This window comes from Herbaspirillum rhizosphaerae (assembly GCF_046025915.1).
GTDB classification, from domain to species: domain Bacteria; phylum Pseudomonadota; class Gammaproteobacteria; order Burkholderiales; family Burkholderiaceae_D; genus Herbaspirillum; species Herbaspirillum rhizosphaerae_A.
On record NZ_JAQQFR010000007.1, the window covers coordinates 45,836 to 60,357 of the forward strand.

Below are 14,522 nucleotides of genomic sequence, written 5' to 3' on the forward strand. Positions count from 1 at the left end.
AGCCCACCGGCAACGCCAGTGGCTTCACGAGCAATGTCCCACGATCGGGATGATGTCCGATCGCTAACCGCTTCTACTCAGTTTTTGAATAAGCAAAGCTTGTGCCACGACCAGCTGCATGCGGATTTCGTCTGAAGACCGAGCGAAGCGCCGCATGCAAGTATGGTTCTGAGCAACCCTTCTCACTCATCTTGGTGCGAAACAGGAAGAGAGCAGCCGTACCGCGCCCTAAAATGGCGCTCACGGTGTCACACGGTCAGGCGAAATCCTTTTTGTGTATCTCGGCGATGCAGCGCTCCGCCAGGGCGGTGATCGTTACGAAAGGATTGACCCCGGTACTGCCTGGAATCATGGAGCCGTCAATGACATAAAGATTCCGATATCCCTTGACCCTGCCATACATGTCGCTGGCCCGGCCAAGCACGCAGCCACCCAGGGGGTGGTAGCAAATGTCGTCGCCAATGCCGTTATGAAACAGCAAATGCGCGATGGTGCCGCCGTTGCCATCGTTGAGCTTATCAATGAGATTTCTGGTCGCTGCCACCGATTGCCTGGTGAAATTCTCCGGCAGGCGCAATTGCAGCGCTTTGCTGGCTTTGTCGTAGATGAAAGTACCGCGATCGGGATTACGCGTGATGGCCAGGTAAAGCGTGCTCCATGCTTCCAGTCCGATCGGCAGCGGCGCTATTTCGGCAAATACCGGATGCGCAGGGTTGTTCCAGTCGTCGATTGCCATCACGGGAATACTGGATTGACTGGCGCCGGTTCCCGGCCTGACGAAATTGCGGCCGGTCATGACGTTGCCATTGTTTCCCCAATATTTGCCGACGTCCTCGCTGAGATCGGGCAAGCCGCCTGTCGCCTTGGCCTTGAGCAAAATGGACGCGGTGCCGACACTGCCCGCGCAGACAAAAAGATATTTGCAGGTGAAGACCTTCGTCTGCACCACGGCGCCGGAGGTATCGATGCAATTGACATCCAGCTTGTAGCCGTTGCCTTCGGCTGCGACGTCGGCAACTTCATGCAAGGTAAGAATCTCCACCAGACCAGTCTTGCGTGCTGCCGCGAGATACGTCTTGTCGAGACTGTTCTTGCCGGCATTGTTGCCATAGATGACCTCACCGCCCAGCGCCGAGCGATAGACGGTACCGGCATCTTCCTGCTCCATGTAGTTGAAGTCGTAGACGTTGGGCACGAAGGTCGTCTTGTAACCGGACTTGTGCGCCTGCTGCTGAGCAACGCGTGAAAATCGATACCATTCGGAGCGCTCAAAGAAGGCTGGGGCGATGAGGTTGGCCTTCAGCGTCTGGTTGGCCAGGGGGAAATAGCGCGCATACATCTCTGCCGAGTCAATCTCCGGAAATATTTCCTCGAAGTAGGCACGCTTGGGGGTGACCGCCATGCCACCGTTGACCAGCGAACCGCCGCCGACGCCGCGACCCGCATAAATTTTCAGGCCGTCGAACTCCATGCGATCCAGCACGCCGGTATATTTTTTGAAAGAGAAGATATTGCCGAACGGCGCAATGCTGCCGTCCTTGAGCCATGACGAACGATGGTCCGGCGGCATCATCTTGCTGAAGGTATCGTGGCGGGAGGTGACGGGCCATTCCATGCCCATCTCCAGCATCAGCACGCGCACACCTTTTTGCGCCAGACGCAGCGCTGCCACCGAAGCGCCATAGCCGGTACCGACAATGATGACGGGATGTTCAGGCGGAAGTTGCTTGCGCCCGGCTAGTGCGGAGGCGATGGTTCCCGGCGCGCCTGCCGCCAATGCGGCCAGGGCGCCGAGCTTGAGAAAGTCCTTGCGCTGCATGTGATCAATCCAGAAGTTACGGAGAAAAGGATGCTGCTTGAAATCCCTTTGCTGCTCCGTAAAACTCGCTGGATTGACGCAAAAACAACGCCAATATCATCAATGCAATTGAACCGGATTCAAATTTTATTGATGATCAGATGGTCACCGGCAATCAGCCCACGCCATGCGCTTTGAACCACTCCGTGGCGCGCTTCCAGCCTTCCTTGGCGTCCGCTTCCACATAGCTCGGACGGTAGTCGGCGTTAAAGGCATGGCCGGAATTGGGGAATACGATGAACTCCGATTTGTTGCCTGTCTTGGCCAGCGCTTCTTTCATCTGCTCCACGGTTGCGACCGGAATGCCGCCATCCTTGCCGCCGTACAGACCCAGCACCGGCACCTTCAGTGTCGGCGCGATATCGATCGGATGCTGTGGCTGCAGCGCGGTCTTTTCGCCGACGATACGGCCGTACCAGGCCGCGCCCGCCTTGATCTTCGGGTTGCGTGCGCAATACAGCCAGACCACGCGACCACCCCAGCAGAAACCGTTGATCCCCATCTTGTCGGGATTGCCGCCGTTATCCTTGGCCCAGGCGACATAGGCATCGAGGTCGCCAAAGATCTGCTCGTCCGGCACCTTGGAGATGATTTCCTTGTTCAGTTCGGCAATGGTCGGATAGATCGCCGGATTGCCCTGGCGCACGAAAAAGTCCGGGGCGATCGCCAAATAACCCAACTTGGCAAAACGGCGGGCGATGTCGGCAATATGTTCGTGCACGCCGAAGATTTCGGAGATGACAAAGATCACCGGCAAATTGGTTTTGCCTTCCGGCTGGGCGCGATACGCCGGCACTTTGGTGCCGTTGACCATCACGCTGACCTCGCCTGCCGTCAGACCGGCGGTGTCGGTCTTGATCATGGTTTGCGCGCACACCGGCAGCACTGCGGCGGCAAATCCGGTACCCAGAGCCGTCTTGATGAAAGTACGGCGATTGCCGGCATCCAGCAGGCCGGTGGTACCGACCAGGCTGTCGACATCGTTCTTCAGATCGTTCATGAGAATCTCCAGTTCAGAATTCAAAACAGAATTGCGCGAGGGAATGATGGGCGCCTGGCAACATGCCGACGGCGGTATTGCATGGGACGCCGCATTTAAAAAAACATACAAACGCCAAACAAAAATCGATAGCACGGCGGATACAAACACGGCCCGCCTGATGTTGTTTCAGGCAGGCCGTGCTGCTTTTCCTGCTCAGAGCATTCTACAAGAGTTGTGGAATGATTTGCACTACACGCAACGCATTCGCGTGATTCGTTTGATTATGCCGTCACCGCATCCGGCAACTCCGGATGCATCGGCGTGATGTCGATGGTGCGCTGTGCCGTATGCTCCGGTTGTGCCATGCCAATGTGGCGACCGTCCAGCTTGAACACGCTGACCAGTTGCGTCAGATTGCCGGCCTGATCCTGCAACGACTGCGCGGCAGCAGCAGCCTGCTCAACCAAGGCTGCATTCTGCTGTGTCATGTCGTCGATCTGGATGATGGCCTCGTTAATCTGCTCGATACCGCTGCTCTGCTCGGTATTGGCGCTGGTGATTTCCGACATCACATCCGTCACGCGGCGGATGCTGGTGACGATGTCATTCATCGTCACACCGGCCTGTTCCACCAGCTTGCTGCCGGCGCCAACGCGCTCAACCGAATCGCCGATCAAGACTTTGATTTCCTTGGCCGCACTGGCCGAGCGTTGCGCCAGGTTGCGTACTTCCAATGCCACCACCGCGAAACCGCGCCCCTGCTCACCGGCGCGCGCCGCTTCCACCGCAGCATTCAAGGCCAGGATATTGGTCTGAAAAGCGATCCCATCGATTACGCTGATGATATCCACGACCTTTTGCGACGACGCGTTAATGGACTCCATCGTCGCCACCACTTGCGACACGATGCTACCGCCCTGCACCGCGACATCCGATGCCGCTACCGCCAGCTGATTCGCCTGCAAGGCGTTCTCGGCATTTTGCTTGACGGTGGAATTAAGCTGCTCCATCGACGAAGCTGTTTCTTCCAGCGAGCCGGCTTGTTGTTCCGTACGCGTCGACAAATCGAGATTGCCGCGCGCGATTTCAGTGGACGCGGTGCTGATGGTTTCAGAGCCGGCACGTACTTGCGTGACGATGGCAGCGAGCTTGTCGCGCATGACGCTCATTGCGGCCAGCAGACTTTCCTGATCGCCCTTTTTGGTTTCGATATGGACGGCGAGGTCGCCGTCGGCGATCTGACCGGCGATGCTGACGGCGTAGTCCGGCTCACCACCGAGTTTTTTGAGCAGATTACGGGTGATCCATACTGCTGCGAGCAGTGCGGTGACGATGCCGACCCCGCTGGTAATCAGCATCAGCCAACGTGCAGCGTCATAGGCGCTGGTGCTGTCGCGCGCTGCATCCTGATTCAGTTTGTCTTCAAGAACATTGAGCGCAGTCAGCTCTGCTTGCCACTTTTTTTGCACAGGCAAGTAGTCTTCTTTGAGGAATTGCGCCAGTTCGTAAGCTTCTCGCTTCAGACCGAGATCGACAGCCTGGTCGATCAGCTTATGTGCGGTATCAGCCTGCGCCTTGATTTTTGGCAGCGCGGCCTTTTCTTCCGGCTGCGTGCCGGGTTCGGTATCAAACATCTTGCGCAGTTTTTGTTCTGCGGTGAGATATTTTTGCGTCTGCGCCTTGATGTAAGCCGCTTCCTTTTCGATGTCGTCGGCGCCGCCCTGCAGCATCAGATTGCGCAACGAAATCGAACGCTCCTGCACCGTCTCCATCATCTCGCTGATCAGCTTGGATTCCGGATTATTGACGCTCACGACTTCCAGAAACCGCCGCTGCATCTGGTCCATGTTGTACAGACCAAACACCGTCACCAGAATCAGCAACAGCACCACCCACGCGAACCCCAACCCCAGCCGCGTTCCCACTTTCATCCCTGCAACCATGACGCCTCCTCGTTCTTCCACCTGATCTGATGATCCCGAGAAGCCCCTGCGCCTTGAAGCCGGCACTACGAATACGTCGACCTGCTTTGCTTTTGTTTTCCGTCGACGCACCGCCAACTTCACTGCACAACAGCTTCGTGTCTCTTGTCTAACTTTGTTTAATTTGTTTCGCTTGTCCCCAACGTCATCGAGCGATGACGAAGATGCAACTTTTATCGTTACTTCTTTTTTATTGTGTTTATTTCAAGTACGGAAAATTCACTGCTGCGGCATATTTTGCACCATGCGGCACATGCTCGCAGGAATGTTAATGGAGGGCAAGCGGGGAAAGGGGGGTGGCACGACACCGACATGACTCGGAACGAACGAAAAAGGAGACATTCATACAACGTTTAACAGGGCGGTGAAGCGTAGCGAGCGATTCGAGATTTGGCCGAGGAGCGCAGACGTACTGGAGTACGTCGAGCACCGCAGGCCAAAGCCCGGCTCGCGCAGTAGCTTCACCACCTTGTTAATGAGCTTCGTCCCAATTTTTTCCTTGCCCCACTTCGGCGAGCAAAGGCACCTTCAAGTCAGCAACATTTTTCATCAGTTCAGGTAATTTTTCACGCACGATGGCGAGCTCGTCGTCCGGCACTTCCATGACCAGTTCATCGTGCACCTGCATGATCAGTTTGGACTTCATGCCGTCACGCTCCAACCAGCCTTGCACAGCAATCATTGCCAGTTTGATCAGATCGGCGGCGGTGCCCTGCATCGGCGCATTGATCGCCGCACGTTCTGCACCCTGACGGCGCGGGCCGTTCGGCGAATTGATTTCCGGTAGCCACAGGCGGCGACCGAAGACAGTCTCGACATAACCTTGCGACTTAGCTTCAAGACGGGTGTTGTCCATGTACTGCTTGACGCTGGAGAAGCGCTGAAAATACTTCTCGATGTACATCGCCGCAGCGGCACGTTCAATACCGAGGTTGCCGGCCAGGCCGAAGGCGCTCATCCCATAGATGAGGCCGAAGTTGATGACCTTGGCATAGCGGCGCTGCTCGCTGGTGACGTCGCTCAAACCCACACCAAAGATTTCTGCCGCGGTGGCGCGGTGAATATCTTCGCCATCGGCGAAAGCTTTGAGCATGTTCGCGTCTTCAGAGATGTGCGCCATGATGCGCAATTCAATCTGCGAATAGTCGGCGGAGACAATCGTGCTGCCCGGTGGTGCAATGAAAGCTTCGCGGATGCGGCGGCCTTCGGCGGTGCGGATCGGAATGTTTTGCAGATTGGGATCGTTGGACGCCAGACGCCCTGTCACCGCTACGGCTTGTGCGTAGTTGGTGTGCACGCGACCGGTGGTCGGGTCGACCATCTTGGGCAGCTTGTCGGTGTAGGTCGACTTCAGTTTGGACAGGCCGCGATAGTCGAGCAGGATCTTCGGCAGCGGGTAATCTTCCGCCAGCTTTTGCAGAACTTCTTCATCGGTTGAGGGCGTGCCGGACGGGGTCTTTTTGACGATGGGCAATTGCAGTTTTTCAAACAGGATTTCGCCGAGCTGTTTGGGTGAATTCAAATTGAATGGCTGGCCTGCCAGTTCATAAGCTTGCTGCTCGATTTCCAGCATGCGCTTGCCAAGTTCGCCGGATTGCGTCGCCAGAATGTCGGCATCGATCAGCACGCCGTTGCGTTCGATCTTTTGCAGCACGACGGAGGTCGGCACTTCGATATTTTCGTAGATATAGCGCAGCTTGGCGTCATGTTCGATCTGCGGCCACATGGCGTGATGCAACGCCAGCGTGACGTCGGCATCTTCTGCGGCGTATTCGGAGGCGCGGCCGATTTCAACCTGATCGAAAGTGATTTGCGACGCGCCCTTGCCGCACACATCAACGTAGCTGATGGTAGTGCGATTGAGGTGGCGTAGCGCCAGGCTGTCCATGTCGTGCGTGCGATGCGATTCAAAGACGTAGGATTCCAACAGCGTGTCATGCACGATGCCGCGCAGTTGCACGCCCTGATTGGCGAAGATGTGACTATCGTATTTGAGGTTCTGCCCCAGCTTGGGCTTGCTCTCATCTTCCAGCCATGGCTTGAGTTTGTTCAGCACGAGTTCACGCGGCAATTGCGCGGGCATGTCCTGATAGTTGTGCGCGACTGGGATGTACGCAGCGCGGCCCGGTTCGCAGCACAAGGAGATACCCACCAGCTGTGCTTGCATGGGAACCAGCGAGGTGGTTTCGGTGTCGACTGCGGTGAGCGTGGCCGCGTTGATTTTTTCTATCCATGCGTCGAGCTGCACTTCAGTCAGGATGGTTTCGTATTCTTTGACGATGGCAGCACTGGTATCGAATAGGCCGCCTTGTGCTGTTGTCGATGCTGACGATGCTGATGTAGCGCTGGAAATATCTGCAGCAGTAGCGGCCTTGGCGCCAGCGCCTGTATTGGTGTTGGCATTGCCTGCATCAGTTGCGCTGTCGAGCTCGCGCAGCCAGGTGCGGAAGTTGTAGCGGCTGAAGATCTCACGCAGCGCGGCATTGTCATTCGGCTGCACGGTGAGCGAATCAAGAATGGTGCCCATATGCGCCGACAGATCGCAGTCGGTCTTGATGGTCACCAGCACACGCGCCTGTGGCAGCCAAGGCAGGGCCTTGCGCAGATTCTCACCGACCACGCCGGTGATCTTGTCGGCGTTGGCCATGACGCCGTCGAGCGAGTCGTATTGGGTGAGCCATTTGACGGCAGTTTTGGGGCCGCATTTTTCAACACCGGGCACGTTGTCGACCGTGTCGCCGATGAGGCTGAGGTAGTCGACGATGCGTTCCGGTGGCACGCCGAATTTGCCGATGACGCCGGCGCGGTCCATGGTTTCGTTGCTCATGGTGTTGACCAGCGTGACGTGATCGTTGACCAGTTGCGCCATGTCCTTGTCGCCGGTGGAGACGATGGTCTTGAGTCCTTCTTCAGCGGCGCGCAAACCCAGCGTACCGATGACGTCGTCGGCTTCGATGCCTTCAACCATCAGAATCGGCCAGCCCAACGCGCGCACGGCGGCGTGAATCGGCTCGATTTGCAACGCCAGGTCCTCAGGCATGGATTTGCGTGTAGCCTTGTACTCGGTATACAAGTCGTCACGAAACGTTTTTCCCTTGGCGTCGAATATACAAGCGATGTAACTTGCAGGATAATCATTACGCAGTCGGCGCAACATATTGATGATGCCGTACAACGCACCGGTCGGCGCGCCTTCCGCGTTACGCATATCTGGCAAGGCATGAAATGCACGATAGAGGTAACTGGAACCATCAACTAACAACAAGGTTTTTTGCATATGGAACTTAGAGGAAAAAATGTACCGCGACTGCGGGAAGTGGATGACATCGAGCGCGCCACCGCCAAGAAGGCACGCGAGTCATGGCATGTACTCACGATTATGGCAGAATTTATTGAGTCGACCGAGCGTCTGTCGGAGCTGCGACCTGCCGTTTCCATCTTCGGTTCTGCGCGTACGAAAGCAGACGATCCGCATTATGCCTTGTGCGTCGATATCGCGCGACGCCTTTCCGATGCTGGCTTTGCAGTCATCTCCGGCGGTGGCCCGGGCATCATGGAAGCAGCCAACAAGGGCGCCTTCGACGGTGCCTCGCCATCGGTCGGTCTGAACATCGAACTGCCGCATGAACAGCATGGCAACGGCTGGCAGGATATCTCTTTGTCATTCCGCCATTTCTTCGCCCGCAAGGTTGCCTTCGTCAAATACGCCGACGCCTATGTGGTGCTGCCGGGCGGCTTCGGCACACTGGACGAACTCAGCGAAGCGCTGACCTTGATGCAGACCGGCAAATCGCGTCTGATGCCGGTGATTCTGGTCGGCAGCAAATTCTGGGCCGGCCTGATGGAGTGGATTAGTACACGCCTGGTTGACGACGGCATGATTTCTGCAAAAGATCTGAATCTGCTGCAGGTGATCGACGATCCTGCTGAAGTTGTGATCGCCATCCAGAAATTCTACGAGGCCCGTCAAAAACCGCCCGGCGCCGACGGCGATAGCGAACAGCAAACCGGCATGTATCTCTAAAGCTGGTTTTCAAGACTGCCTGGTAAGCAACGTTGATAAAACGTTGACTAGCACAGGACAACGCAGAACAGCGTAATCTTGAAGCATGCCGCCCCCCTTGCGAAAGCGCCGCAAACTGCGGGCTCGCAAGGGCGGTTTGTTACAATGACAGCATATCGTTCAACTTCCATAGAAGAATCATCATGAACCTCACACAAATCTGGTCGAAAGCCGCGCTGCTGGCTGTCGTCACCACTGCGGCCGGTTTTGCGTCGCCATTGGCGATGGCGCAATCTGCGCCGACCGCTGTCGCGCCACCGCCGCCTGAACTGCAAACGCTGGACGAAGGCGAACCGCCTGCCGTGACCATCAAGAAGCCAGGCGAAGGCACAAGTTCCGGCAACAAGATTGAAGAACGCCGCGATCACGGCCAGACCAAGGAAATCAAGGTTCAGTCGGGTCCAAGCACGTATTACCTGAAACCCAAGCAACAGCTCGGCAGCTCCACGCCAGGTGACGCACAAAGCGGCCCGCCGACCAACGCACAATGGCAGATCAAGGAATTTGACTGGGGTGGCAAGAAGACGCCTAAAGAAGGCGACACCGACAGTTCCGGCAAGTAACCCATACGCTCAGGCGACAACATTGTTGCGCACACGCGTAACACTGTGATCAGCGCCTGAGCTTCTCATCGTTCCTCATCATTTCCGCACATGGCAGTTTTTACTCCGGTCAGCCTGGATGACCTCTCCGGCTGGATCTCCCAGTTTTCTCTCGGCAAAGCGCTCGCCATCAAAGGCATTTCTTCCGGTATTGAGAATAGCAATTTCTTCATCACGACCGAAAGCGGCGAGTACGTCCTGACGCTGTTTGAAAAACTGAGCTTCGAGCAACTGCCCTTTTATCTGGAACTGATGCGCCATCTGGCGCAACGCGACGTGCTGGTGCCTGCACCGATCCCCAACAAGAACGGCAGCATCATCAATGCGCTCAACGGCAAGCCCGCGGCTATCGTTACCAAACTTGAAGGCGCGTATCAACCGAAGCCACAGTCCGTGCATTGCGCAGAAGTCGGCACCATGCTGGCCAGGATGCATCTGGCGGCGAAAGACTTCGGCATCCGCCAGCCTAATCTGCGCGGCTTGCCGTGGTGGCGCCAGACGGCACCGGTAGTGCTGCCGTATCTGAATGAAGAAACACAAAACCTGTTACGCACGGAAATGCAGTTCCAGGAAGACTTTGCCGCCTCCGACATCTATGCGCAATTGCCCAACGGCCCGGTGCATGCCGACCTGTTCCGCGACAATGCGATGTTTGTCGATACACGCCTGACCGGTTTCTTCGATTTCTATTTTGCCGGCTGCGATACTTGGCTGTTCGACCTGGCCGTCACCGTCAACGACTGGTGCATCGACTTGCCGACCGGCGCGCTTGATTTGCCGCGCGTGCAAGCGATGCTCGACGCCTACCATGCAGTGCGACCATTTACGCCCGCTGAACAGCAAGCCTGGAACGCCTCCTTGCGTGCAGCTGCGTTACGCTTCTGGCTGTCGCGTTTGTACGATTTTTATCTTCCGCGCGCCGCCGAAATGCTGACGCCGCACGATCCTACGCACTTCGAACGTATTCTGAGATTGCGCGTCACGCACGCCAATCCGCCACTGAACTGATTATGGAAAAATTGCCTGCAAAAACTGGCTGGCTATGGGTCAAGGAAGGCATTGCGCTCTTTCGCAAGCAACCTGCTGAAGTATCGACGCTGTTCCTCAGCTACATGTTTCTGATGCTGGCGCTGGGCATCGTGCCGGTCATCGGCCAATTGCTGCCGCTGATTCTGGTGCCGGTGTTTGCGATGTCCTTCATGCAAGCCTGCCGCCACATCGAGGAAGGCAAGCGCGTTTATCCCAACTTGCTGCTGGTCGGTTTCCGCTCGCCGGCATTACGCACCCTGCTTGCCCTGGGCGTGTTGTATTTGCTCGCGGCATTCGGTGCGGTGGGCGTATCGGCGCTGGTCGACGGCGGCATCTTCTGGAACGCCATGACCGGCATCGGCGGACTCAACCCCAAAGACATTGAAGGCAGCAATATCAGTCTGGCAATGGTATTGGCCGCTGTCGTTTATATCCCGGCGGCAATGGCATTCTGGTTCGCCGCACCGTTGATCACCTGGCACGACATGCCGCTGGGCAAGGCATTGTTTTACAGCTTCTTCGCTGTACGCCGCGCCGGTAAAGCCTTTCTGCTGTATGGACTGGCGTGGCTGGTGATCGGCATTCTGCTGCCGGCGGCGGTCAGCACGATCGTTGCATTGCTGATCAACAACATGACGATCATCGTTTTTATTTTGCTGCCATTGTCGATAATATTGACCGTCGTCATGTATTGCTCTTTTTACCCGACATACACTGCGATCTTTGGCAGGCCGCAGCGCGAAGAAACATCCGTTCCTGAAAGCAACGACAGCGCAAGGTAAAATGTTTTCAAAAAGAAAATGTTTCTTTTTGAAAATAAACTGCCTATAACAACGCTTCTGTCACGGGGAAAAAAGATGCGGATGAACCTGCCTGTAACCAATGTCGAGTATCCACTACAAGACGGCAAATCCATTGTTTCGAAAACGGACTTGAAGGGCAATATTACCTACGTCAATCCCTACTTCATCGAAGTCAGCGGATTTCACGAGGAAGAACTGATGGGTGCGCCGCAAAACATCGTGCGCCATCCCGACATGCCCGCCCAAGCCTTCGCCGACATGTGGACGACGGTAAAAAAGGGCATCCCCTGGACCGGCCTGGTCAAGAATCGCCGCAAGAGCGGAGATCACTACTGGGTTCTGGCCAACATCACACCGGTTCGCGAAAAAGGCCAGGTCATCGGCTATATGTCCGTGCGCACAAAACCGTCGCGCCAAGATATTACCGCGGCAGAAAAACTCTACGCCGACATCCGCAAAGGCAAGGCCAAGGGCATCGCCATTGAGCAGGGCAATGTGGTCAAGACCGGCCTGAAGGGCTGGATCGCCAAGCTCGGCAAGATCCAGCTCAATACGCGCATCAACCTGTCGATGAGCATTATGCTGGCGCTGCAGCTGGTTGCCGCGAGTACGAGCTTCTTTACCGATCACAGCAAACTCAACACCGGCATCTGCGTCGCGACCATCGTGCTCACGCTGTACATTTGGTACGCGCTGCACAGTGCATTGGTGCGTCCGATGATGGCAGCGCTGAAGGCGACTTACGCCATCACTGGCGGTGACCTGTCGAACAATATCGAATCCGATCGTCACGATGAAATCGGACGCCTGCTGCGCGCGCTGCGTCAGATGAACATCAATCTGACCGCCATCATCGGTGACGTGCGCTCCAACGTCGAATCGATCAACGGCGCGACGCGCGAGATCGCTACCGGCAACATGGACTTGTCGCATCGTACTGAATCGCAAGCCTCCAATCTGGAAGAAACCGCATCCAGCATGGAGCAACTGGCTGCCACCGTGCGCCAAAATGCGGACAGCGCGTTGCAAGCCAATCAACTTGCGGCGTCGGCCTCGGCGATTGCGGTCAAGGGCGGCGACGTGGTCGCCAAGACCGGCAGCACCATGAGCGAAATCAGCGCATCGTCGAAGAAAATCGTCGACATCATCAGCCTGATCGACAGCATTGCTTTCCAGACCAATATCCTGGCATTGAACGCCGCGGTGGAAGCGGCACGCGCCGGCGAACAAGGCCGTGGCTTTGCCGTGGTCGCCTCCGAAGTGCGCAGCTTGGCCCAACGCTCGGCAGGTGCGGCGAAAGAGATCAAGACCCTGATTGAAGACTCGGTGGAAAAGGTCGACATCGGCAATCGCCTGGTGGACGATGCCCGCAGCACCATGACGGAAATCGTCGACTCGGTCAAACGCGTCACCGGCATCATGAACGAGATCACCGTCGCCACCCAGCAGCAAAGCACCGGCATCACACAGGTACATCAGGCCGTCACCGATATGGATGAGAGTACGCAGCAGAACGCCGCGCTGGTGGAACAAGCCGCCGCCGCAGCAGCCAGCCTGGAAGAGCAGACCGGGCGCCTGATGCAAGCGATTTCGGTGTTCAAGTTCCAGCACAAATAAGCGCTGGCAAAGAGTACAGAGCACAGGTATAAAAACCGGCTGGTAGCGAACACATCGCCGCCAGTCGTTTTTTATTGCGCCGTCTCAGTTGATGGCAATGCCGGCCAAGGCCGGTAGATATCGCGGTAACGCTGCAAGCGCGGCATCAGGGCAGCGTGACGCGACGCTCGTGGTATAAAACTGTCCTGCTGCTGCGGCTTACGGCAAACCACTTCTTCCTCGCCGCCATCAGCCAACCATGCCAGACGCGCTGCGCCCAAAGCGCCACCGGCTTCGCTGCCGACATGCGTGACAATGCGGACATTGAGCGCGTCACTCAACAGTTGCGCCCAATACGCACTGCGCGCACCGCCACCGACCAGCGACAGTTGCTGCACGCCGGTGCCGGCCGCACGCAAGGCATCCAGGCCATCCACCATGCCGAAGCTCACGCCTTCCAGCACCGCATAGGCCAACGCGGCACGTTGATGCTCGTGCGACAGGCCATGAAACATCCCAAGCGCATACGGGTCATTGTGCGGCGTACGCTCGCCCGATAAATACGGCAGAAACAAAGGTGCATTGGCCAAGGCTTCGTCATCCAGCAAGGCGACTTCTTCGAGCAGGGTCTTTTCATCGACGCTGCACAAACGGCAGAACCAGCGCAAGCAGCTGGCCGCCGACAACATCACGCTCATCTGATGCCAGCGTTGCGGCAAGGTATGGCAAAACGCGTGAATCGCACGTGCAGGATTGGGGCGAAATTTGTCGTTGACCACAAACAGGACGCCCGATGTACCAAGCGAAAGGAAACCATCTCCCGCATTGACGGCGCCAATACCCACCGCACTCGCCGCACCATCGCCGGCGCCACCAGCCACCTTGACCTCCGGCGACAAACCCCATGCCTGCGCCAATGCCGGTAGCAAAAAACCCGCTGCGCGGCTGCCGTCAACCAAGGCAGGCATCTGCCCGCGATGCATGCCGCCGGCCGCGAGCAAGGCGTCGGACCAGTCACGCCGCGCCACGTCGAGCCAGAGTGTGCCGGCCGCGTCGGACGGATCAGAAATTTTTTGCCCCGTCATTTGCAAACGCAGCCAGTCCTTGGGCAACAGCACGCACGCTACCTGCTCAAACAGCTGCGGTTCATGCCGCGCTACCCACAGCAGTTTAGGCGCGGTGAACCCCGGCATCGCCAGATTGCCCGCCACCTCATGCAAATCAGGAGCGCGCCGTGTCAGCTCGGCGCATTCTTCCGTGCTGCGCGAATCGCTCCACAAGATCGCCGGCCGTAACACCCGGTCGCGCGCATCCAGCAACACAGCACCGTGCATCTGCCCCGACAAGCCGATTGCGCTGATCTTTTTGAAATGTTCCGGCCCGATCTGCGCGCGCAGCTTGGCGACGGTGTCGCAAGTCGCTTGCCACCATTGCTGCGGATCCTGCTCCGACCAGCGCGGGTGAGGACGGGATACCGTCAGCGGCGTGCCGGCCAGCGCCAGCAGCTTGCCTTCGGCATCGATGACGACCGCTTTGACTTCCGACGTACCAAGGTCTATCCCCAGATACATGGTGCTCCTCGTTGAATTCTCATTTGTCCTTGTCCG

The 14,522-nt window shown here is 57.1% G+C and carries 11 protein-coding genes; 6 read left to right on the top strand and 5 right to left on the bottom strand.

What is annotated here, in order from left to right:
• Positions 1–256: 256 nt before the first annotated feature.
• The gene (locus PQR63_RS12180; protein WP_408168146.1) at positions 257–1,819 is read right to left on the bottom strand and encodes a GMC oxidoreductase; all 1,563 of its coding nucleotides are present in this window, start codon (positions 1,817–1,819) and stop codon (positions 257–259) included.
• Between the two features lie 154 nt (positions 1,820–1,973).
• Positions 1,974–2,858, bottom strand: a complete 885-nt coding sequence (locus PQR63_RS12185; RefSeq protein ID WP_408168147.1) for a dienelactone hydrolase family protein — start codon at positions 2,856–2,858, stop codon at positions 1,974–1,976.
• On the opposite strand from PQR63_RS12185, the gene PQR63_RS12190 reads away from it, so the two are divergent.
• Entirely contained in the window at positions 2,857–3,165 is a 309-nt protein-coding gene (locus PQR63_RS12190) for a hypothetical protein (RefSeq protein ID WP_408168148.1), read from the top strand. The two genes, PQR63_RS12185 and PQR63_RS12190, sit on opposite strands and share 2 nt — an antisense overlap.
• Here the strand turns inward: PQR63_RS12190 and PQR63_RS12195 are convergent.
• Both PQR63_RS12195 and polA read right to left on the bottom strand, forming a co-directional pair.
• Entirely contained in the window at positions 3,122–4,783 is a 1,662-nt protein-coding gene (locus PQR63_RS12195) for a methyl-accepting chemotaxis protein (RefSeq protein ID WP_408168149.1), read from the bottom strand. The two genes, PQR63_RS12190 and PQR63_RS12195, sit on opposite strands and share 44 nt — an antisense overlap.
• Before the next feature lie 511 nt (positions 4,784–5,294).
• Entirely contained in the window at positions 5,295–8,099 is a 2,805-nt protein-coding gene (gene polA / locus PQR63_RS12200) for a DNA polymerase I (protein WP_408168150.1), read from the bottom strand.
• On the opposite strand from polA, the gene PQR63_RS12205 reads away from it, so the two are divergent.
• The 5 genes from PQR63_RS12205 to PQR63_RS12225 all read left to right on the top strand — a co-directional run bounded on the left by PQR63_RS12205 (position 8,100) and on the right by PQR63_RS12225 (position 12,936).
• Positions 8,100–8,846: an LOG family protein gene (locus tag PQR63_RS12205; protein ID WP_408168151.1), complete on the top strand. Its 747-nt coding sequence runs from the start codon at positions 8,100–8,102 to the stop codon at positions 8,844–8,846. It begins immediately after the preceding gene.
• A 182-nt stretch (positions 8,847–9,028) separates the two neighbouring features.
• On the top strand, positions 9,029–9,448 hold the full coding sequence (locus tag PQR63_RS12210; RefSeq protein WP_408168153.1) for a DUF2782 domain-containing protein: 420 nt from the start codon (positions 9,029–9,031) through the stop codon (positions 9,446–9,448).
• Between the two features lie 90 nt (positions 9,449–9,538).
• Positions 9,539–10,495, top strand: coding sequence for a homoserine kinase (locus PQR63_RS12215; protein WP_408168154.1), 957 nt, complete (start codon positions 9,539–9,541; stop codon positions 10,493–10,495).
• A 2-nt stretch (positions 10,496–10,497) separates the two neighbouring features.
• On the top strand, positions 10,498–11,298 hold the full coding sequence (locus PQR63_RS12220) for a BPSS1780 family membrane protein (protein ID WP_408168155.1): 801 nt from the start codon (positions 10,498–10,500) through the stop codon (positions 11,296–11,298).
• Between the two features lie 75 nt (positions 11,299–11,373).
• Positions 11,374–12,936, top strand: coding sequence for a methyl-accepting chemotaxis protein (locus PQR63_RS12225; protein ID WP_408168156.1), 1,563 nt, complete (start codon positions 11,374–11,376; stop codon positions 12,934–12,936).
• 71 nt (positions 12,937–13,007) lie between these two features.
• On the opposite strand, the gene xylB is transcribed toward PQR63_RS12225, so the two are convergent.
• The gene (gene xylB / locus PQR63_RS12230) at positions 13,008–14,486 is read right to left on the bottom strand and encodes a xylulokinase (RefSeq protein ID WP_408168157.1); all 1,479 of its coding nucleotides are present in this window, start codon (positions 14,484–14,486) and stop codon (positions 13,008–13,010) included.
• Positions 14,487–14,522: the final 36 nt, after the last annotated feature.